This window comes from Cellulosimicrobium composti, from assembly GCF_009711085.1.
Taxonomy (GTDB): domain Bacteria; phylum Actinomycetota; class Actinomycetes; order Actinomycetales; family Cellulomonadaceae; genus Cellulosimicrobium; species Cellulosimicrobium composti.
In genome coordinates this window covers 53,978-72,599 of sequence record NZ_WMKA01000018.1, presented here as the reverse complement: position 1 = coordinate 72,599, position 18,622 = coordinate 53,978, and the positions used below count along the sequence as shown (strand labels likewise).

General features: G+C 76.2%; 20 protein-coding genes and 1 riboswitch. Of the genes, 18 read left to right on the top strand and 2 right to left on the bottom strand.

Annotated elements, in window-relative coordinates; all coding sequences use genetic code 11:
* The 7 genes from GJV82_RS19440 to GJV82_RS09800 form a co-directional block, all read left to right on the top strand.
* Positions 1 to 1,539 (top strand): primosomal protein N' (locus tag GJV82_RS19440; protein ID WP_196217216.1); only part of this gene is annotated, 1,539 nt, incomplete at its 5' end.
* Positions 1,536 to 2,186, top strand: coding sequence for an HAD family hydrolase (locus GJV82_RS09825; RefSeq protein WP_318657486.1), 651 nt, complete (start codon positions 1,536 to 1,538; stop codon positions 2,184 to 2,186). The genes GJV82_RS19440 and GJV82_RS09825, both read left to right, overlap by 4 nt.
* The gene (locus GJV82_RS09820) at positions 2,183 to 2,614 is read left to right on the top strand and encodes a hypothetical protein (protein WP_155099081.1); all 432 of its coding nucleotides are present in this window, start codon (positions 2,183 to 2,185) and stop codon (positions 2,612 to 2,614) included. The genes GJV82_RS09825 and GJV82_RS09820 overlap by 4 nt, the downstream gene beginning before the upstream one ends.
* Positions 2,615 to 2,677: 63 nt before the next feature.
* Positions 2,678 to 3,631: a methionyl-tRNA formyltransferase gene (gene fmt / locus GJV82_RS09815; protein WP_155099080.1), complete on the top strand. Its 954-nt coding sequence runs from the start codon at positions 2,678 to 2,680 to the stop codon at positions 3,629 to 3,631.
* The gene (locus GJV82_RS09810) at positions 3,628 to 5,325 is read left to right on the top strand and encodes an RsmB/NOP family class I SAM-dependent RNA methyltransferase (protein WP_318657485.1); all 1,698 of its coding nucleotides are present in this window, start codon (positions 3,628 to 3,630) and stop codon (positions 5,323 to 5,325) included. The genes fmt and GJV82_RS09810 overlap by 4 nt, the downstream gene beginning before the upstream one ends.
* Positions 5,326 to 5,449: 124 nt before the next feature.
* Entirely contained in the window at positions 5,450 to 5,677 is a 228-nt protein-coding gene (locus tag GJV82_RS09805) for a helix-turn-helix domain-containing protein (RefSeq protein WP_024839655.1), read from the top strand.
* Positions 5,674 to 6,960 carry a type II toxin-antitoxin system HipA family toxin gene (locus GJV82_RS09800; protein ID WP_155099079.1) on the top strand — a complete coding sequence of 429 codons (1,287 nt, stop codon included), beginning with the start codon at positions 5,674 to 5,676 and terminating at the stop codon, positions 6,958 to 6,960. The genes GJV82_RS09805 and GJV82_RS09800 overlap by 4 nt, the downstream gene beginning before the upstream one ends.
* 77 nt (positions 6,961 to 7,037) lie before the next feature.
* Here GJV82_RS09800 and GJV82_RS09795 read toward each other — a convergent pair whose 3' ends face one another.
* On the bottom strand, positions 7,038 to 7,619 hold the full coding sequence (locus GJV82_RS09795; protein ID WP_115942533.1) for a GNAT family N-acetyltransferase: 582 nt from the start codon (positions 7,617 to 7,619) through the stop codon (positions 7,038 to 7,040).
* Positions 7,620 to 7,672: 53 nt separating this feature from the next.
* Between GJV82_RS09795 and rpe the strand changes: the two genes are divergently transcribed.
* The 8 genes from rpe (at position 7,673) to GJV82_RS09755 (ending at position 14,270) form a co-directional block, all read left to right on the top strand.
* Complete coding sequence (rpe, locus tag GJV82_RS09790; protein ID WP_115942534.1) at positions 7,673 to 8,338, top strand: ribulose-phosphate 3-epimerase; 666 nt, start codon at positions 7,673 to 7,675, stop codon at positions 8,336 to 8,338.
* A 212-nt stretch (positions 8,339 to 8,550) separates the two neighbouring features.
* Positions 8,551 to 8,674, top strand: a riboswitch (FMN riboswitch).
* Between the two features lie 160 nt (positions 8,675 to 8,834).
* Complete coding sequence (ribD, locus tag GJV82_RS09785) at positions 8,835 to 9,959, top strand: bifunctional diaminohydroxyphosphoribosylaminopyrimidine deaminase/5-amino-6-(5-phosphoribosylamino)uracil reductase RibD (protein ID WP_225873244.1); 1,125 nt, start codon at positions 8,835 to 8,837, stop codon at positions 9,957 to 9,959.
* Positions 9,959 to 10,582 carry a riboflavin synthase gene (locus GJV82_RS09780; RefSeq protein ID WP_024839660.1) on the top strand — a complete coding sequence of 208 codons (624 nt, stop codon included), beginning with the start codon at positions 9,959 to 9,961 and terminating at the stop codon, positions 10,580 to 10,582. Before ribD ends, GJV82_RS09780 begins: the two co-directional genes overlap by 1 nt.
* Entirely contained in the window at positions 10,579 to 11,970 is a 1,392-nt protein-coding gene (ribB, locus tag GJV82_RS09775; protein WP_024839661.1) for a 3,4-dihydroxy-2-butanone-4-phosphate synthase, read from the top strand. The genes GJV82_RS09780 and ribB overlap by 4 nt, the downstream gene beginning before the upstream one ends.
* Positions 11,967 to 12,434 carry a 6,7-dimethyl-8-ribityllumazine synthase gene (gene ribH / locus GJV82_RS09770; protein ID WP_024839662.1) on the top strand — a complete coding sequence of 156 codons (468 nt, stop codon included), beginning with the start codon at positions 11,967 to 11,969 and terminating at the stop codon, positions 12,432 to 12,434. The genes ribB and ribH overlap by 4 nt, the downstream gene beginning before the upstream one ends.
* A gap of 74 nt (positions 12,435 to 12,508) precedes the next feature.
* Positions 12,509 to 12,772, top strand: a complete 264-nt coding sequence (locus GJV82_RS09765; protein ID WP_024839663.1) for a phosphoribosyl-ATP diphosphatase — start codon at positions 12,509 to 12,511, stop codon at positions 12,770 to 12,772.
* 102 nt (positions 12,773 to 12,874) lie between these two features.
* Positions 12,875 to 13,729 carry an ATP phosphoribosyltransferase gene (hisG, locus tag GJV82_RS09760; protein WP_115942536.1) on the top strand — a complete coding sequence of 285 codons (855 nt, stop codon included), beginning with the start codon at positions 12,875 to 12,877 and terminating at the stop codon, positions 13,727 to 13,729.
* Positions 13,730 to 13,781: 52 nt separating this feature from the next.
* Positions 13,782 to 14,270, top strand: coding sequence for a PH domain-containing protein (locus GJV82_RS09755; RefSeq protein WP_115942537.1), 489 nt, complete (start codon positions 13,782 to 13,784; stop codon positions 14,268 to 14,270).
* A 130-nt stretch (positions 14,271 to 14,400) separates the two neighbouring features.
* Here the strand turns inward: GJV82_RS09755 and GJV82_RS09750 are convergent, their stop codons facing one another.
* Entirely contained in the window at positions 14,401 to 16,299 is a 1,899-nt protein-coding gene (locus GJV82_RS09750; RefSeq protein ID WP_155099078.1) for a DEAD/DEAH box helicase, read from the bottom strand.
* Positions 16,300 to 16,707: 408 nt separating this feature from the next.
* Between GJV82_RS09750 and GJV82_RS09745 the strand changes: the two genes are divergently transcribed.
* The 3 genes from GJV82_RS09745 to GJV82_RS09735 are packed head-to-tail and all read left to right on the top strand — an operon-like array spanning position 16,708 to position 18,622.
* Positions 16,708 to 17,334, top strand: a complete 627-nt coding sequence (locus GJV82_RS09745) for a CDP-alcohol phosphatidyltransferase family protein (RefSeq protein WP_115942539.1) — start codon at positions 16,708 to 16,710, stop codon at positions 17,332 to 17,334.
* Positions 17,331 to 18,293 (top strand): DUF881 domain-containing protein, encoded by a 963-nt coding sequence (locus GJV82_RS09740; protein WP_318657484.1) that lies wholly within the window; start codon positions 17,331 to 17,333, stop codon positions 18,291 to 18,293. The genes GJV82_RS09745 and GJV82_RS09740 overlap by 4 nt, the downstream gene beginning before the upstream one ends.
* Entirely contained in the window at positions 18,290 to 18,622 is a 333-nt protein-coding gene (locus GJV82_RS09735) for a small basic family protein (RefSeq protein WP_024839669.1), read from the top strand. Before GJV82_RS09740 ends, GJV82_RS09735 begins: the two co-directional genes overlap by 4 nt.

The following is an 18,622-nucleotide window of genomic DNA, read 5'->3' as shown; positions in this document are numbered from 1 at the left end:
GCGCCCGTGACGCACTGGGCGGCGGCGGTCGCCGAGGCGGTCCGTGCGGCGAGGTCCGGCGGGCGGGGGGCGCTCGTCGTCGTGCCGGACGCGCGCGACGTCGACCAGGTGTGCGCGGCGCTCGCGGCGGCCGGGCTGCCCGCGTGGGACGCCGCGACGGGCGGCGAGGTCGTGCGCCTCACCGCGGACGAGGGCCCCGCCCCCCGGTACCGCGCGTTCCTCGCGGTGCTGCACGGCAGCGCGCGCGTGGTCGTGGGGACGCGCGCGGCCGCGTTCGCGCCCGTCGTCGACCTCGGCCTCGTGGTGTGCTGGAACGACGGCGAGGACACGCTCGCCGAGCCGCGCGCGCCCTACCCGCACGCGCGCGAGGTGCTCGCGCTACGCAGCGAGCTGGAGGGGGCGGCGTTCCTCCTCGGCTCGCACGGGCGCACGGTCGCGGCGCACGCCCTCGTGGCGCGCGGCTGGGCGCACGACCTCGCGGCGCCGCGCGACGTCGTGCGCGCCCGCGCGCCCCGCGTGCGGGCGCTGACGTCGGTCGAGCTCGCGGCGGAGGGCCCGGGCGCGGCGGCGCGCATCCCCACGGCGGCGTGGCGCGCGGCGCGCACCGCGCTCGAGCAGGGGCCGGTGCTGGTGCAGGTGCCGCGGTCCGGGTACGTGCCCGTCGTCGCGTGCGCCCGGTGCCGCACCCCCGCGCGCTGCACGGTGTGCCACGGCCCGCTCGCGCTGTCCGGCCCGCAGGCGACGCCGCAGTGCGCGTGGTGCGGGGCGCTCGCGGGCGGGTGGTCGTGCGCGGAGTGCCACTGGACGGGCCTGCGGTCGGTGCGGGTGGGGTCGCAGCGCACGGCGGAGGAGCTGGGGCGCGCGTTCGCGGGGGTGCCGGTGCAGGTGTCGGGCGCCGGGGCGGCGGGCGGCGTGCTGGGCGCGGTGTCGTCGCGGCCCGCGCTCGTCGTGGCGACGCCGGGGGCCGAGCCGGTCGCCGAGGGCGGGTACGCGGCCGCGCTCCTGCTCGACGCGGCGGTGAGCACCGCGCACGTGGGCCTCGACGTGGCGCAGGACGCGCTCGCCCGGTGGCTCGCCGCCGCGGCGCTCGTGCGGCCCGCGACGGAGGGCGGGCAGGTGCTGCTCGTGGGCGACGCCGCGCCCGCGCCGACGAACGCGCTCGTGCGCTGGGACCCGGCCCTCCTCGCCGACCGTGAGCTCGACGAGCGCGCCGAGCTCGCGCTGCCCCCGGCGGTGCGGGTCGCGGCGGTGACGGGGGACCGTCCCGCGGTCGCGGCGGTCCTGGGGCGGGTCGGGCTCGCGGGGCCGGACACCGTGCTGGGACCCGTCGAGGTGCCCGCGCCGGCGCGCGGTCGCGGCGAGGGCGACGGTCCTGCCCCGGCGATGGTCGACGCCCCGCCCGTGCGCGCCGTCGTGCGCGTGCCGGTGCGTGACGGGCGGCGCCTCGCGCGCGAGCTCGCCGCGTCGCTCGCCGTCCGGTCCGCGCGGCGCGAGCCGGGTAGCGTGCGGGTGGAGCTCGACCCGAAGGAGATCCTGTGAGCGACCGCCCCGTCCCCGCGCCCGAGGGCGCCCTCGAGCCCGCGGTCGACGCGGTGCTGTACGACTTCGGCAACGTGCTCGTCGGCTGGGACCCGTACGGCGCGTTCGCGGGCCTGGACCGCCGCGACGTGGACGCGTTCTTCGCCGACGTCGACTTCCCCGTGCTCAACCACGAGCGCGACGCGGGCGCGACGTGGGCCGACGCGCGGGCCCGGGTCGCGGCGTCGCACCCGCACCACGTGGCGCTCCTGGACCGGTACGTCGAGCAGTTCCCCGCGACGCTCACCGGCCCGGTCGAGGGCTCGGCCGAGCTCGTGCGCGAGCTGCACGACCTCGGCCTGCGGCTGTACGGGCTGACGAACTGGTCGGCCGAGCTCTACCCCCACGCCGCGCCCGCCGCGCCCGCGACGACCCTCATGCGGGACGTCCTCGTCTCCGGCCGCGAGGGACTGGCCAAGCCCGACCCGGCGATCTTCGCGCTCGCGATCGACAGGTTCGGGCTAGACCCGGCGCGCACGCTGTTCACCGACGACAGCCCGGCCAACGTCGACGCCGCGGCGCGGCTCGGCCTGCGCACCCACCTGTTCGAGGGCACCGCGGGCCTGCGCGCCGCGCTGCGCGACCTCGGGGTCGCCGTCGGACCGTGACCCCCGGCGTCCGCCGGCCGCGCAGGGGTCGTCGTGGCGGGCCTCCCGCCGCGCAGGGAGCACGCTCGTCCGGCCCGTTCGCGGCGCTCGCAGCCCTGCTGGCTGCTGCGACGCTCACAGCGTGCGGCGGCCAGGAGACGACCGGGACCGCTCGGTGGCACGTCGCGCCCGACGCGGACGCGGGGGCGAGCGCGGTGCCGATCGTGGTCGAGCACCGGGCCCGCTGCGAGACGTACCAGGGCGTCGACGTCGTCGAGAGCGACGACGCGGTGACGATCACGGTGCGGGTCGACGTGCGCGCGACCGACGCCGGGTCGGCGTGCCCGGACGTCGCGACCGCGCGCACCGTCGAGGTGCCGCTGGGCGCGCCGCTCGGCACGCGGACCGTGGACGGCCCCGGGCACACGGAGGCACCGGACCCCGGCTGAGGTGATGGCCGGGGACCCGGGGCGCCGCGGGACGGCCGCGCGACGCCACCTAGACTCGGGCCCATGCGCCTGCTGTTCGCGGGGACCCCGGATACCGCGGTCCCGTCCCTCGACGCCCTCCTCGACTCCCGCCACGACGTGGTCGCCGTGCTCACGCGCGCCGACGCCCCGTCGGGCCGCGGCCGGCGCCTGACCCCGAGCCCGGTGCGCGTGCGCGCCGAGGAGGCCGGGATCCCGGTCATCACCGACCGCCCGCGCGGGGAGGACTTCCTCGCGCGCCTCGCCGCCCTCGAGGTCGACGCGGCACCCGTCGTCGCGTACGGGGAGATCCTGCGACCCGACGTCCTCGCGGTGCCCCGGCACGGGTGGGTGAACCTGCACTTCTCCGTCCTGCCCGCCTGGCGCGGCGCGGCCCCCGTGCAGCGCGCGATCATCGCCGGCGACGAGGTCACCGGCGCCACGACGTTCCTCATCGAGGAGGGCCTCGACTCCGGGCCCACGCTCGGCACGACGACCGAGACCATCCGCCCACGCGACACCGCCGGCGACCTCCTGGGCCGCCTCGCCGTGTCCGGGGCGGGCCTGCTCGTCGCGACGCTCGACGCGCTCGAGGACGGCACGCTGCGCCCGCAGCCCCAGCCCGCCGACGGCGTCTCGCACGCCGCGAAGCTGACGACCGCCGACGCCCGCGTGCGGTGGGACCACCCGGCGCTCGCGGTCGACCGGCTCGTGCGCGGCTGCACGCCCGCCCCGGGTGCCTGGACGACCCTCCCCGGACCGGACGGCGCGCCCGCGCGGCTCGGCGTCGGGCCGGTCACGCTGCGTCCCGACGTCACCGACCTCGCACCGGGTCAGGTGCGCGCGGGGAAGAAGGAGGTGCTCGTCGGGACGGCCACGCACGCCGTGCAGCTCGGCGAGGTCGCGCCCGTCGGGAAGAAGCACATGCCCGCCGCCGACTGGGCGCGCGGCGCCCGGCTCGCCGACGACCTCGTGCTCGGGACGGAGGACGCCCGGTGAGCGCCGGGCGAGGCTCCCGCGGCGAGCGCCCGGACCGCGGTTCGAACGCACGCTCGACCGCCGACGGGCGTCAGGACGGAGCCCGGACCGGCGGGTCGAACAGGCGTTCGAGCGACGACCGCGAGAACCGGGGCACCCGATCGAACGCGCGTTCGACGGACGCGGCGCCCACCCCGGGCGACGAGCGCCGTGACGCCCGCGGACGCCAGCGCGGCGCAGCCCGCTCCCGCGGCGACGCCCACCGCAGCGCGAACGCACCCTCCCACCGCCGCAAGGGCACCGACCCCGCGCGCGACGTCGCGTTCGACGTCCTGCGCGAGGTCGACGGCTCCGACGCCTACGCCAACCTCGTCCTGCCGCCCCTCCTGCGCGAGCGCGGCGTCCGCGGCCGCGACGCCGGCTTCGCCACCGAGCTCGCCTACGGCACCCTGCGCCTGCGCGGCCGCTACGACGCGATCCTCGCGCTCTGCCTCGACCGCCCCGTCGACCGTCTCGACGCCCCCGTCCTCGACGTCCTGCGCCTCGGCACCCACCAGATCCTCGGCATGCGCGTGCCCCAGCACGCCGCCGTCTCCGAGACCGTCGGGCTCGCACGCGCCCGCACCGGCGCCGGCAGCGCCCAGCTCGTCAACGCCGTCCTGCGCCGCGTCGCCCGCACCCCGCTCGACCAGTGGCTCACCACCCTCGCCGACGACGCCCCCGACCCCCTCGCGGCGCTCGCGGCCACCCAGAGCCACCCCGTGTGGATCACCCGCGCCCTGCGCGACGCCCTCGCCGGCAACGGGCGGCCCGTCGCCGAGCTCGACGCGCTCCTCGCCGCCGACAACGACGCCCCGCGCGTCACGCTCGTCGCGCGTCCCGGCCTCGCCGACCCGCACGAGCTCGCCGACGGCGACGACCGCGTCACCCCCGCCCGGTGGGCGCCCACCGCGCTGCGCCTCGAGGGCGGCGACCCCGCCGCGTACGGCGCCGTGCGCGACGGCCGCGCCGGCGTCCAGGACGAGGGCAGCCAGCTCGTCGCCCTCGCGCTCGCCGCGGCGCCCCTCACCGGGGACCGCGGCGCCACGCCCGCCGGACCCGACGCGCGCTGGCTCGACCTGTGCGCCGGCCCCGGCGGCAAGGCCGCGCTCCTCGGCGCGCTCGCCGCCCAGCGCGGCGCGCGCCTCGTCGCGAACGAGGTCCAGCCCCACCGCGCCCGCCTCGTCGAGAAGGCGCTCGCGGCCGTCCCCGCCGACGCCGTGGAGGCCGTGCGCACGGGGGACGGGCGCGCCGTCGGCCAGGAGGAGCCGGGCGCGTACGACCGCGTGCTGCTCGACGCCCCGTGCACCGGGCTGGGTGCGCTGCGCCGACGTCCCGAGTCGCGCTGGCGCCGCACCCCGGCCGACCTCGCGACGCTCACGGGCCTCCAGCGCGAACTGCTGGGCTCCGCGCTCGACGCCGTTCGGCCCGGGGGAGTGGTCGGCTACGTCACGTGCTCGCCCCACCTCGCCGAGACGCAGGTCGTCGTCGCCGACGTCCTGCGCCGCCGTGACGACGTCGAGGTCCTCGACGCGCCCGCCGTCGTGCGGGCCGTCGTGCGCCCCGGGGCGCGCGCCGCCATCGAACTCGGCGACCGGCGCGACGTCCAGCTCTGGCCGCACGTCCACGGCACCGACGCCATGCACCTGACGCTCCTGCGCCGTACCGAGGGCTGACCGCCGGGCGGCATCCGGCGCCTGCCGTCGACAGGCAGGGCATGTCGGGCTATGCTGACAACGCGCGGTGTCAGGTTTTCCTGACGCTGCGCGATGACAGGAAAACCCGACACCCGGAGGAGTCGTGGCCGACACCTGGACCACCCCCCGCAGCCCCCGCGACCTCGGCGCCTACCTCGCCCGCGTCCGCCGCACCCGCGGCCTCACCCAGGCCCAGGTCGCCGACGAGCTCGGCATCACCCGCCAGTACCTCTCCGAGCTCGAGAACGGCGTCGACAACCTCTGGGTCCAACGCCTCTTCGAGCTCCTCGACACCCTCGACGTCGACCTCCGCCTCCAGGAACGCCGATGACCACCGTCACCGCCTGGCTCTACGGCACCCCCGTCGCCACCCTCGCACCCACCACCACCCGCACCACCGACGGCACCCCCCGCGTCACCCTCACCTGGACCCCCGACGCCCTCCACCGCTGGGGCCACCACGCCCGCGTCCTGTCACACCTGCTCCCCGTCACCCCACCCGACGAACCCGGACCCCACCCCGCCCGCGTCGCCGCCTGGCTCGACGGACTCCTCCCCGAAGGCCGCACCCGCGACGCCATGGCCATCGACGCCGGCATCGACCCCGACGACGCCCTCGCCTTCCTCGTCCACTACGGCCACGACACCGCCGGCGCCGTCCTCCTCGCCCCCGACGGGCAGCCCCTCCCCACCCCCGGCACACCCGAACGCCTCGACGACGCCGCCGTCGCCCGCCTCCTGCGCGCCGCCGTCGCCCGCAGCGGAGGAGAAGGACGCACCGACCACCTCACCAGCTCCCTGCCCGGCATGGAACCCAAGATCACCCTCCTCCACGACGAGCACGGCTGGGCCCGACCCCACGGCACCGCCCCCACCACCCACATCCTCAAGGTCGCCCGACCCTCCGACTCACCCACCGCCGACCTCGTCAACACCGAAGCCGCCGCCCTCGACCTCGCCCGCCGCACCGGACTCACCACCATCGACGCCCACGTCACCGAGCTCGACGGCGAACGCGCCATCGTCGTCACCCGCTACGACCGCATCCCCGACCCCACCGCACCCGGCGGCACCGCACGCCTCCACCAGGAGGACACCGCACAAGCCCTCGGCATCAACACCCGCGACCCCGAACGCAAGTTCCAGCACGGACGCCGCCTCCCCTCCCTCGCCGCCATCGCCCGCACCCTCCGCGACGACGGCACCCGACCCGACCCCCTCCTCGCCCTCACCACCTTCAACCTCGCCATCGGCAACACCGACGCCCACGCCAAGAACATCTCGATCCTCCGCCACGCCGACGGCACCGTCCGCCTCGCCCCCGCCTACGACGTCGCCATGCACCTCCACCACGACCACGCCTCCCGCGTCTTCGCCATGGACGTCGCCGGCGAACGCGACATGGACCGCCTCACCGCCGACCACCTCGTCACCGAAGGCACCACCTGGGGACTGCCCCGACGCCGCGCCCAGCGCGCCGTCGCCCAGACCCTCGACGGACTCCTCGCGGCGCTCGCGGACGTCGACCGCGACGCCCACCCGGGCGTGAGCCGCCACGCGTGGCGCACGGTCGAGCAGCGCACCGCCGACCTCCGCCGCGGCCTCGTCGCCTGAGCGGCGCCCGGTCACGACGACCATGCGGTCGTCGCCCGTCTCTGGCACCGGACGGCCGGTAGGGTCATGCTCGGCGCTCAGAGGGAGCGCTGGAGCAGGATCGTGTCGACCCACCGGCCGTGCTTGAAGCCGACGGCGGTGAGGCGGCCGGCCTCGGCGAAGCCGAACCGGCGGTGCAGGGGGAGCGACCCTGCGGCCTCGGGGACGTCGGCGACGACGGACACCACCTGGCGGACCCCGGCTCGCGCGCACGCGTCGAGGAGCGCGCCCAGGAGGGCGGTGCCGACGCCGCGACCGGCGTACGCGGGGTCGAGGTAGATCGTGTCCTCGGCGGTGTGCCGGTAGGCGGGCTTCGGACGCCACGGCGCCGCGTAGGCGTACCCCACGACGACCGGGGTGCCGTGGCCGTCCGGGCTCGCGGGGCCGCCGACCTCCGCGACGAGGAACGGCAGCCCGCGGCCCGTGACGTCCTCGAGCTTGCGCTCCCACGCCGCGACGTCCCAGACCTCCTCCTCGAACGTCACGCACGTGTCGCGGACGAACGGGGCGGCGATCGAGGCCACGCGCGCGAGGTCGCCCCGGGCGGCGGGGCGCACCGTGACGCCCGGCCGTCCGGACGGGGACGGGACGGGACCGGCGGGGGAGGGGAGGCTGCTCACGGCAGGAGCCTAGGGCGCCGCGTCGCGGGGACCGGCGCCCTAGGCTGTGGCCCATGGCAGCCCTCATCGCACCGAGCATCCTGTCCGCCGACTTCGCGAACCTCGAGCGCGACCTGAACGCGATCTCGACGGCCGACTACGCGCACGTCGACGTCATGGACAACCACTTCGTGCCGAACCTCACGCTCGGGCTGCCGGTGTTCGAGCGTCTCGCCCAGGTGTCGCCCGTCCCGATCGACGCGCACCTCATGATCGAGGACCCGGACCGCTGGGCGCCCGCGTACGCGGAGGCGGGCGCGGCGTCCGTGACGTTCCACGCCGAGGCCGCTGCGGCCCCGGTGCGGCTCGCCCGCGAGCTGCGGCGCCTCGGAGCCCGGGCGGGGCTCGCGCTGCGCCCTGCGACGCCCGTGGAGCCCTTCCTGGACCTCCTGGCGGAGGTCGACATGATCCTCGTCATGACGGTCGAGCCCGGGTTCGGGGGCCAGTCGTTCATCGAGGGCACGCTGCCGAAGATCCGCCGTGCCCGCGCGGCGGTGAGCGCGTCGGGGCTCGACGTCTGGATCCAGGTCGACGGGGGAGTGTCGCGCTCGACGATCGAGCGGGCCGCGGACGCGGGGGCGAACGTCTTCGTCGCCGGCTCGGCGGTCTACGGCGCCGAGAGCGTCCCGGGCGAGATCGAGGCGCTGCGCGCGCTGGCGGACGCCGCGCACGCCCACTGACCTGGCAGGAGGGGCCCACGGCGACGTGGGCCCCTTTCGTCTCCTTCTAAAAAATAGTGTGCCAAGCGCATGCCTCACCCGTCCCACCGCCGCGGACCCCGCACCACCCGGCAGGGAGGTGCGGGGTCGTTCACGCGCGTCCGACCGGTGGACCGGCGGGACGCGGGGGAATGCGCGAGTAGCATGCTCCGTTGGAAGCAGCAGTACGCACGAACGTGCTCCGGGGTCGGTGCAATTCCGAGCCGGCGGTGACAGTCCGCGACCCGCGCCCACGCGCGGTTGACCTGGTGGAACTCCAGGACCGACGGTGACAGTCCGGATGGGAGGAAGCACGTGCGGCGCGGCCACGCCCCGGGGCGTGGTGCTCCGGCGACCCGCCGTGGCACCCGGCCCCGAGGCGACGGCCTCGCCGTGGTGAGCGACGCCGTCGGGCCGCACGAGCGCCCGGCACGCCGCCCGCCCTCACCCCGGAGCACCCGTGCCCGGGAGGAGGACGATGGGCGAGCACCCCCGCACCCTGACGATCGACGCCGCGATGTCGCGCGCGCTCGAGCTCGCGGCCCGAGGGCCCGCGCACGGGCCGAACCCGCGCGTCGGCTGCGTGCTCCTCGCACCCGCACCGCACGGCACGGGTCTGCCCGACGGCGCCTCCCCGGACTCCCTCGACCCACACCCCCGCGCGGTGCTCGCCGAGGGCTACCACCAGGGCGCGGGCACGCCGCACGCGGAGGCGGCCGCCCTCGCGGACGCGCGCGCCCGCGGGATCGACGTCACGGGCGCGACCGCCGTCGTGACGCTCGAGCCGTGCGCGCACACGGGACGCACGCCGCCGTGCGCCGACGCGCTCGTCGCCGCGGGGGTGGCCGAGGTCGTCCACGCCGTCGACGACCCGAACCCCGCCGCGACCGGTGGCGCCCACCGCCTGCGCGCCGCCGGGGTCCGCGTCGTGCGGGGCCTGCGCGCCGCCGAGGGCGAGGAGCTCCTGCGGGTGTGGCTGACCGCGGTGCGTCGCGACACGCCGTACGTGACGCTCAAGACCGCGACGACCCTCGACGGGTACGTCGCGGCGCAGGACGGGACGAGCCGGTGGATCACCGGGACCGCGGCGCGCGAGCACGCGCACCGCGTGCGTGCCGAGGTCGACGCGATCGCGATCGGCACGGGCACGCTCCTCGCGGACGACCCGGCCCTCACCGCGCGCGTCCGGGCGCACGGTGCCGCGAGCGCCGAGGCTCTCGCGGAGCACCAGCCGTTGCGGGTGGTCGTGGGGTTGCGCGGCATCCCTCCGACGGCGCGGGTGCGGGGGCCGGGGGGCGAGCTGCTGCACGTGCTGTCGCGTGACGTCTCGCAGGTGCTGGGGCGGCTCGCGGAGCGGGAGGTGCGGCACGTGCTCGTGGAGGGCGGTCCGACGCTCGCGACGGCGTTCCTCGCCGCGGGGGCGGTGGACGAGCTGCACGCGTACGTGGCGCCGGTGCTGCTGGGAGGCGGGCGGCGCGTGGTGGGCGGGCTGGGCGTGGCGACGATCGCCGACGCGCACCGGTTCCGCACGGTCGAGGTGCGGCGCGTCGGGGACGACGCGCTGGTGGTGTCGAGGAAGAGCGTGGAAGGACGGGTCGGCTGATGTTCACGGGGATCGTGGAGGAGATCGGGAGGGTCCGGGGGATCGAGTTCCCGGACGGTGCGGGGCGGGACGCGGTGCTGACGGTCGAGGGGCCGCTCGCGACGTCGGACGCGGGTCTGGGTGACTCGATCGCGGTGAACGGGGTGTGCCTGACGGTGACGAGCCTGGGTGGCGACGGGTCGTTCACGGCGGACGTCATGCCGGAGTCGTTGCGGCGCACGGCGCTGGGGGACCTGGTGGCGGGTTCGCCGGTGAACCTGGAGCGTGCGGTGCGGGCGGACGCGCGGCTGGGCGGTCACGTGGTGCAGGGGCACGTGGACGGAGTGGGCGCGCTCGTGAGCCGGTCGCCGGGGGAGCGCTGGGACGACCTGGTGTTCTCGGCGCCGGAGGGCCTGACGCGGTACGTCGCGGAGAAGGGCTCGATCGCGGTGAGCGGCGTCTCGCTCACGGTGACGCACGTGGACGAGGAGACGTTCGGCGTCTCGCTCATCCCGACGACGCTGGAGGCGACGATCCTCGGCGGGCTGACCCCGGGGGACCGGGTGAACCTGGAGGTGGACGTGCTCGCGAAGTACGTGGAGCGCCTGCTCGTGTCGGGCGTGGTGGCGGGGAGGGCGTCGTGACGCGCGAGCCGTCCGCGAGCGCCGCGGTGCCGGGTGTGCGGCTGGGCACGGTGGAGGAGGCGCTGGCGGAGATCCGGGCGGGTCGTCCGGTGCTGGTGGCGGACTCCCCGGACCGGGAGAACGAGGCGGACGTGGTGTTCGCGGCGCAGGGGGTGTCGGCGGAGTGGGTGGCGTGGACGATCCGGCACTCGTCGGGGTACCTGTGCGCGCCGATGCCGGCGGCGCGGGCTGATGCGTTGGAGCTGCCGTTGATGGTGCCGCACAGCCAGGACCCGCGGCGGACGGCGTACACGGTGACGGTGGACGCGGCGACGGGGGTGACGACGGGGATCTCGGCGGAGGACCGGGCGCGGACGTTGCGGGTGCTGGCGGACCCGGCGTCGGGTCCGGTGGACCTGATCCGGCCGGGTCACGTGCTGCCGTTGCGGGCGGTGCCGGGGGGTGTGCTGCATCGTGCGGGGCACACGGAGGCGGCGGTGGACCTGGTGCGGCTGGCGGGTGCGGGCGAGGTCGGGGGGATCGCGGAGCTGGTGCACGACGACGGCACGATGATGCGTCTGCAGGACGCGGCGGCGTTGGCGGAGCGGGACGGTCTGGTGCTGCTGACGATCGCGGACCTGGTGGCGTGGCGGCTGGTGCACGACCCGGTGCCGGTGGACGTGCCGGTGGCGGCGGACCGGGAGGGTCTGGCGCGGCGGGTGCACCGGACGGCGGAGGCGGACCTGCCGACGGCGCACGGCCGGTTCCGGGTGATCGGGTACCGGGACCTGCGTACGGGGGCGGAGCACGTGGCCCTGGTGCCGGCGGTCCCCCCTCCCGGTGCCGCGGATCGGGGTGAGGCCGGCACGGAGTCCGCGAGCGCCGTCGGGCGGGAGGTCGTGCCGGTGGTGCGGGTGCACTCGGAGTGCCTGACGGGTGATGCGTTCGGGTCGCTGCGGTGCGACTGCGGTCCGCAGCTGCGGGCGGCGATGGAGCGGGTCGCGGCGGAGGGTGGCGCGGTGGTGTACCTGCGGGGGCATGAGGGGCGCGGGATCGGGCTGCTGGCGAAGATCGGCGCGTACGAGCTGCAGGACGCGGGTCTGGACACGGTGCAGGCGAACCTGGAGCTGGGGTGGCCGGTGGATCGTCGGGAGTACGGGGCGGCGGCGGCGATCCTGGCGGACCTGGGCCTGTCGCGGGTGCGGTTGCTGACGAACAACCCGGCGAAGGTGACGGGGCTCGTGGCCTCGGGCATCGACGTGGCGGGGACGGAGCGGATCGAGGTGGGTCACGGGGAGTTCAACCGGGCGTACCTGGTGACGAAGAAGGTGGCGATGGGTCATCTGCTGGACACGGTGCGGGTCCCGGACGGGGTTCGTGCGGACGAGTCGGAGGAGGACGAGGGATGAGCGGGGCGGGTGCGCCGACGATCAGCGTGGACGGGACGGGGCTGCGGGTGACCGTGGTCGCGGCGAGCTGGCACACGCAGGTGATGGACGGGTTGCTGGCGGGGGCGCGGCGCGCCCTGGCGGCGGCGAACGTGTCGCACGTGACGGAGGTGCGGGTGCCGGGGTCGTTCGAGCTGCCGGTGGCGGCGGCGCGGGCGGTGGAGCACGGGGCGGACGCGGTGGTGGCGCTGGGGGTGGTGATCCGTGGGGGGACGCCGCACTTCGAGTACGTGTGCCAGGCGGCGACGTCGGGCCTGACGGAGGTGAGCGTGCGCACGGGTGTGCCGGTGGGGTTCGGGGTGCTGACGTGCGACGACGAGCAGCAGGCGCTGGACCGTGCGGGCCTGGAGGGGTCGCGCGAGGACAAGGGCGCGGAGGCGGCGGAGGCCGCGGTCGCGACGGTGGTGGCGTTGCGGGGCCTGTGACGGGGGTGGTCGGGGCGTGCCCGCTGGGCGGACCGCGCCCCGGCCTCGTCCGGGTGGCGGATACCCTGGGACGTGTGAAGACGTTCGAGTCCCTGTTCGCGGAGCTGTCCGAGAAGGCCACGACGCGACCTGCCGGTTCCGGCACGGTCGCGGAGCTGGACGCCGGCGTGCACGCGATCGGGAAGAAGGTGGTCGAGGAGGCCGCCGAGGTGTGGATGGCCGCCGAGTACGAGGGCGACGTGAAGACGGCGGAGGAGATCTCGCAGCTCCTGTACCACCTGCAGGTCCTCATGCTGGCGAAGGGTCTGAGCCTGCAGGACGTGTACGAGCATCTGTGAGCGGCCCGCGCCGGTGCGCGACGTGCGCCCGGCCGCGAGCGCCGCTCGTTCCTGCTCGTCCCTGCCCCGTCTCCCCTGATCCCCTGAAGCGAAGGTCCTGTCATGCTGCGTATCGCCGTCCCCAACAAGGGGTCCCTGTCCGAGCCCGCCGTCGAGATGCTGCGCGAGGCGGGGTACCGCCAGCGTCGTGACTCGCGCGAGCTGGTGCTGGCCGACCCGGACAACGACGTCGAGTTCTTCTTCCTGCGTCCGCGGGACATCGCGGTGTACGTGGGGTCGGGCACGGTGGACGTGGGCATCACGGGTCGTGACCTGCTGCTGGACTCGGGTGCGGACGCGGTGGAGCACATGCAGCTCGGGTTCGGGGGGTCGACGTTCCGGTACGCGGCGCCGGCGGGGACGATCACGTCGTTGGAGCAGGTGCAGGGGCTGCGGGTCGCGACGTCGTACGAGGTGCTCGTGGAGGGGCACCTGCGGGCGCACGGCGTGGAGGCGACGGTCGTGCACCTGGACGGTGCGGTGGAGTCGGCGGTGCAGCTCGGGGTGGCGGACGTCGTCGCGGACGTGGTGTCGACGGGCACGACGTTGCGGGGTGCGGGCCTGGAGGTGTTCGGCGACCCGATCCTCGTGTCGGAGGCGGTGCTGATCCGTCCGCGCGCGGTCGCGGAGGAGGACGTGCCGGCGGGCGTGGAGGTGCTGAGCCGTCGCCTGCAGGGGGTGCTGACGGCGCACGAGTACGTGCTCATGGACTACGACGTGCCGGTAGCGCTGGTGGAGCGGGCGGTGGCGATCACGCCGGGCCTGGAGTCGCCGACGGTGTCGCCGCTGCACGACCGGGAATGGGCGGCGGTGCGCGCGATGGTGCGCCGGGACCGCACGAACCAGGTGATGGACGCCCTGTACGAGGTGGGGGCGCGCGCGATCCTCGTGACGCGGATCCACGCGTCGCGCCTCTGACCACGGGCGACGGCCCGCCGCGTGGTGCGCGGGGGTGTGAGACGGTGGCGGCATGAGCACCGACCCGTTCCCCGACCCCGGCCTGCCGGGTGACCGCGACGACGACCCGTACCGCACGTTCCGCCCGAGGTTCGGGCTGGTGTCGGCGTGGGCGACGGGCGTCGTGGTGGTCGGCGGGTGCGTCCTGGTGGGCGTGTCCGCGACGGGCCCGCTCGGCACGTCGTGGGTGAACCGGTTGTCCCTGGCGGCGTTCGCGCTGTTCGCGGCGTGGCTGCTGTGGCGGCTCGGCGGCGTGCACGCCGCCCCGACGCGCGAGGGGCTGCGGGTGCGCAACGTCATCTACACGCGGCGGCTCGCGTGGGCGCAGGTCGTGTCGGTGCGGTTCGGCTCCGGTGACGCGTGGGTGCGCCTGGACCTCGCGGACGGGTCGACCCTGGCGGTCATGGGCATCCAGCGGGCGGACGGTGCCCGCGGGGAGGCGGAGGCGCGGCGCCTCGCCGCGCTCGTGCAGGCGCACGGCGAGGCGCCCGAACGCCCCTGACGCGCCCGGCCCGCGCGGGCTCCGGAACCGGGCGCCGGGGACGGCGATCCCACCACGACGAGGACGGCCCCCGCATCCACCTGGGTGCGGGGGCCGTCCTCGTTCGCGGCGACGGTGTCGCCCGGGGCCGTCAGTACGACGCGCGGTGGCGGGGCTTGCGCTCCCCGCGGTCGTCGGCGCGGTCGAAGCGGTCGCGCCGCTCGTCACGACGACCCGACGGGCCGTGCCCGGCACGCGGGCCGCGGGACGCGGGCGCGCCCTCGTCGACGCGGATGCTCAGCGCCTTCCCGGCGACCCGGGCGCGCGAGATGCGGTCCATCGTGTCGGCGTCGAGCGGCGCGGTGATGTCCACGAGGGAGAACGACGGGAAGATGTCGATCTTGCCGACGTCCGACCCGGCCAGGCCGGCCTCGTTCGTCAGGGCGCCGACGATGCCGCCGGGCATCACGCCGTCCTTGTGCCCGACCGACAGGCGGTAGCGCGTGCCGACGGCGTCGCGACGGATGCCGCGCGTCCCGTCACCCTCGCGCCGGCCCGACGCACGGTCGCCGCGCGACGGGCGCTCGCCCGTGCGCTCCGTGCGACGCGCCTTCGCCTGCTCGCGCGCCGCGGCGCGCTCCGCCTCGAACCGCTCCTGCTCCTCGCGGGCGCGCGGCCCGTCGTCCCCGACCGCGAGCGCCGCCATGGCCGCGGCGAGGTCGACCGGGTCGACGTCGTGCTCGGCGAGGAACGTGCGGATCATGTCGGCGTACATGGACAGGCGGCCGGCCTCGCGGCGCGCGGGCACCTGGCCGAGGAGGGTGCGGACCTTGTGCGCGGACACGTCCGCGGGGGAGGGGATCTCGACCTCCTCGAGCGGGGTGCGCGTGGTGCGCTCGATGGCGCGCAGGCGCCCGCGCTCGTGCGGGGTGACGAAGCTCAGGGCCTCGCCGGTGCGTCCCGCGCGGCCGGTGCGGCCGATGCGGTGCACGTACGCCTCGGGCTCGCCCGGCAGGTCGAAGTTCACGACGAGGCCGATGCGGTCGACGTCGAGGCCGCGCGCGGCGACGTCGGTCGCGACGAGGACGTCGAGCGCGCCGGAGCGCAGGCGCTCGACGATCTTCTCGCGCTCCTTCTGCGCGACGTCGCCCGAGATGGTCGCGGCGGAGATGCCGCGCTCGACGAGGGCGGACCCGACCTCCTCCGCGGCGCCGCGCGTGCGGGTGAACACGATCGCGGCCTCGGCGTCGGACGTGGCGAGGACGCGCACGAGCGAGCCGGTCTTGTGGCGGAACGGCACGACGGCGTACGTCTGGCGCACGCTCGTCACCGTGGAGGACTGGCGGGCGACCGCGATCTCGACCGGGTCGGTGAGGTGCTCGTTCGCGACGCGGCGGATCGGGCCGGGCATCGTCGCGGAGAACAGGGCGACCTGACGCTCGCGCGGGGCGCGGGAGAAGATCGTGTCGACGTCCTCCGCGAAGCCCATGCGCAGCATCTCGTCGGCCTCGTCGAGCACGAGGAAGCGCACGTCGTCGAGCACGAGGGTGCCGCGCTCGATGTGGTCGATGACGCGCCCGGGCGTGCCGACGACGACCTGCGCGCCGGCCGCGAGCGCCCGCTGCTGCGGCTGGTAGGGGGAGCCGCCGTAGACGGCGACGACGTCGACCTTGGGCAGGTGCGTCGCGAAGGACTCGACGGCGTCGGCGACCTGCATCGCGAGCTCGCGGGTCGGGGTGAGGACGACGGCCTGGACGCGGCGCTGCGCGGGGTCGATCGCGGCGAGCAGCGGGAGGCCGAACGCGGCGGTCTTGCCGGTGCCGGTCTGGGCGACGCCGGTGATGTCGCGGCCCGCGAGGAGCGCGGGGATGGCCTCGGCCTGGATCGCGGACGGGGTGACGAACCCGAGGTCGGCGACGGCGCGCTCGAGCGGCGCGGGCAGGCCGAGGTCGGCGAACACGGGGCCGGTCGGGGCGGCGGGCTCCGGGCGGGTGTCGGGGGTGGTGGAGTGGTCGAGGGCGTGCGTGGGCGCGACGACGTCAGCAGTCATGAAGGGGTGAGGACCGTTCGTTTCGGGGTGTGGAGTGGCGTGCGGTCACCGGGTCGGTTCTCGCAGGTCGCACTCCCGAACACACCAGGCCGGGCACCGCGTCGATCGGACGATCGGACGGGGACGGCCACTCTCACGGACACACGCGGGACGAGCGACGAACTCCAGAGGTGCCACCCATCCTACCGGAGCGCGCGCGGCGCGCGGGGGTGAGGCCCGGTGACGTCCCTCACCGCGACCCGCGCCCGGGCGTCGCCTCGGCAGGGAGGTGTCGGGCGAAGCGGGTGATTTCCCCCGTCCCGGGCGCCGCGCCGGGAAATGAGGGGCAGGGGCCGGTGGGCCCGTACGTAGGATGGTCGCGCGCGGCAGGTCGCCGCGGCGGCGCGACGTGAGCTCGGGGCGGTGGGTGTGGCAGCAGGGCAGCAGGTCAGCTCCCGCGTCCTGACCGTCCCGAACGTCATCAGCCTCGTGCGGCTGCTCCTCGTGCCGGTGTTCGCGGTGCTCATCGTGAACGGCCACGACGTGTGGGCGCTGGTCGTGCTCGCCGTGTCCGGGGCGTCGGACTGGCTCGACGGCGTGCTCGCGCGGCGCCTGGACCAGGTGAGCCGCCTCGGGCAGGCGCTCGACCCCGCGGCGGACCGCCTCTTCATCCTCGTCACCCTCCTCGGCCTCGCGTGGCGCGACGTCGTGCCCGTGTGGCTCGTCGTCGTCATCGTCGCGCGCGACGTGCTGCTCGCCGGCCTCATGCCGCTCCTCGCCCGCCACGGGTACGGCCCGCTCCCGGTGAGCTTCGCCGGCAAGGCGGGGACGTTCGCGCTGCTGTACGCGTTCCCGCTGCTGCTGCTCGCGGAGATGCCGGGCTGGGTCGGCGACGTCGCCGCCGTCACCGCGTGGGCGTTCACCTGGTGGGGCGTCGGCCTGTACTGGCTCGCGGGCGCGCAGTACGTGCTGCAGACCCGGGCCCTCGTGATCAGCGACCGCGCCGCGTCCCGCCGGGGCGAGGACGCGGGCCCCGCGACGGAGGAGGCGCCGTGACCCCGCAGCGACCCGAGCAGCGACCGGGCGTGCGCCGGGCACCGGTCGACGCGTCCATGACGCTGCTCAACGAGGTCATGTTCCGCCCGCTCGACCCCGGGTACGCGGACGCGGCCGCGCGCCGCGCCGCCGGGGGAGCGCCGCCGCGCGGCCGGGCCGGCGCGGTCGGTCTCGTCGCCCTCGCGGTCGTGCTCGGGCTCGTGACGACGGCCGCCGCCGTGCAGCTGCGCGCCCCGCAGCCCGGGGTGATCGCCGCCCGCGAGACGCTCGAGCAGGAGATCCTCACCCGGCAGGGCGTCGCCGAGGAGCTGTCCGTGCGGGGCGCGGCGCTCTCCGCGGAGATCGAGCAGCTGCAGGGCGAGGCGCTCACCGGCGCGAGCGCCGACGTGCTGCAGGGCCTGCAGGCGGAGGGCGCGCTCACCGGCACGCAGGCCGTCGAGGGGGAGGGCGTCGTCGTCACGCTCGACGACACGAGCGGCGGCCTGTCGTCCGACGACGTCGACGCCAGCTCGCTCGTGCACGACTCCGACCTGCAGCGCGTCGTCAACGCGCTCTGGGCCGGGGGCGCCGAGGCCGTCGCCATCAACGACCAGCGCCTCACCGGGCTGTCCGCGATCCGCAGCGCCGGCGACGCCGTGCTCGTCGACCTCCAGCCGCTCGTCGGACCCTACCGGGTCGAGGCCGTCGGCGACCCCGACGCGCTGCGCACCTCGCTCCTGCGCTCCGGCACGTCCGACTTCCTGCAGCTGCTCGGCACCCAGTACGGCATCCGGTCGAGCGTGACCACGCAGAGCCGCATCGACCTGCCGGGCCGCTCCGCCCCGACGCTGTTCTTCGCGCAGCCGCCGGACGCGACCGTAGACTCCGACGCACCCGCCGGGACCACCGACGGCACCACGACCGACGGGTCCGGGGCGGGCCCGGACGCGCACGAGACAGGGCAGGAGATCGTCGAATGATCGCAGCAGTCGGACTGGTGGTGGGCATCGTCGCGGGGCTCGTCCTGCAACCCACCGTGCCCGTGTCGCTGCAGCCCTACCTGCCGATCGCCGTCGTCGCCGCGCTCGACGCCCTGTTCGGCGGTCTGCGCGCCCGGCTCGACGGCCTGTTCGACGACAAGGTCTTCCTCGTGTCGTTCCTGTCGAACGTCGTCGTGGCCGCGCTCATCGTGTTCCTCGGCGACCAGCTCGGCGTCGGGAGCCAGCTGTCCACCGCGGTCGTCGTCGTGCTCGGCATCCGCATCTTCTCCAACGCCGCCGCGATCCGGCGCCACATCTTCAAGGCGTGA

What these genes read in the sequence shown, in the direction of transcription:
- GJV82_RS09735 (WP_024839669.1), top strand. Translation starts at nt 18,290, where the DNA reads ATGATCGCAGCAGTCGGACTGGTGGTGGGCATCGTCGCGGGGCTCGTC.
- GJV82_RS09750 (WP_155099078.1), bottom strand. Translation starts at nt 16,299, where the DNA reads ATGACTGCTGACGTCGTCGCGCCCACGCACGCCCTCGACCACTCCACC.
- hisG (WP_115942536.1), top strand. Translation starts at nt 12,875, where the DNA reads ATGCTGCGTATCGCCGTCCCCAACAAGGGGTCCCTGTCCGAGCCCGCC.
- GJV82_RS09780 (WP_024839660.1), top strand. Translation starts at nt 9,959, where the DNA reads ATGTTCACGGGGATCGTGGAGGAGATCGGGAGGGTCCGGGGGATCGAG.
- GJV82_RS09800 (WP_155099079.1), top strand. Translation starts at nt 5,674, where the DNA reads ATGACCACCGTCACCGCCTGGCTCTACGGCACCCCCGTCGCCACCCTC.
- fmt (WP_155099080.1), top strand. Translation starts at nt 2,678, where the DNA reads ATGCGCCTGCTGTTCGCGGGGACCCCGGATACCGCGGTCCCGTCCCTC.
- ribH (WP_024839662.1), top strand. Translation starts at nt 11,967, where the DNA reads ATGAGCGGGGCGGGTGCGCCGACGATCAGCGTGGACGGGACGGGGCTG.
- rpe (WP_115942534.1), top strand. Translation starts at nt 7,673, where the DNA reads ATGGCAGCCCTCATCGCACCGAGCATCCTGTCCGCCGACTTCGCGAAC.
- GJV82_RS09755 (WP_115942537.1), top strand. Translation starts at nt 13,782, where the DNA reads ATGAGCACCGACCCGTTCCCCGACCCCGGCCTGCCGGGTGACCGCGAC.
- ribD (WP_225873244.1), top strand. Translation starts at nt 8,835, where the DNA reads ATGGGCGAGCACCCCCGCACCCTGACGATCGACGCCGCGATGTCGCGC.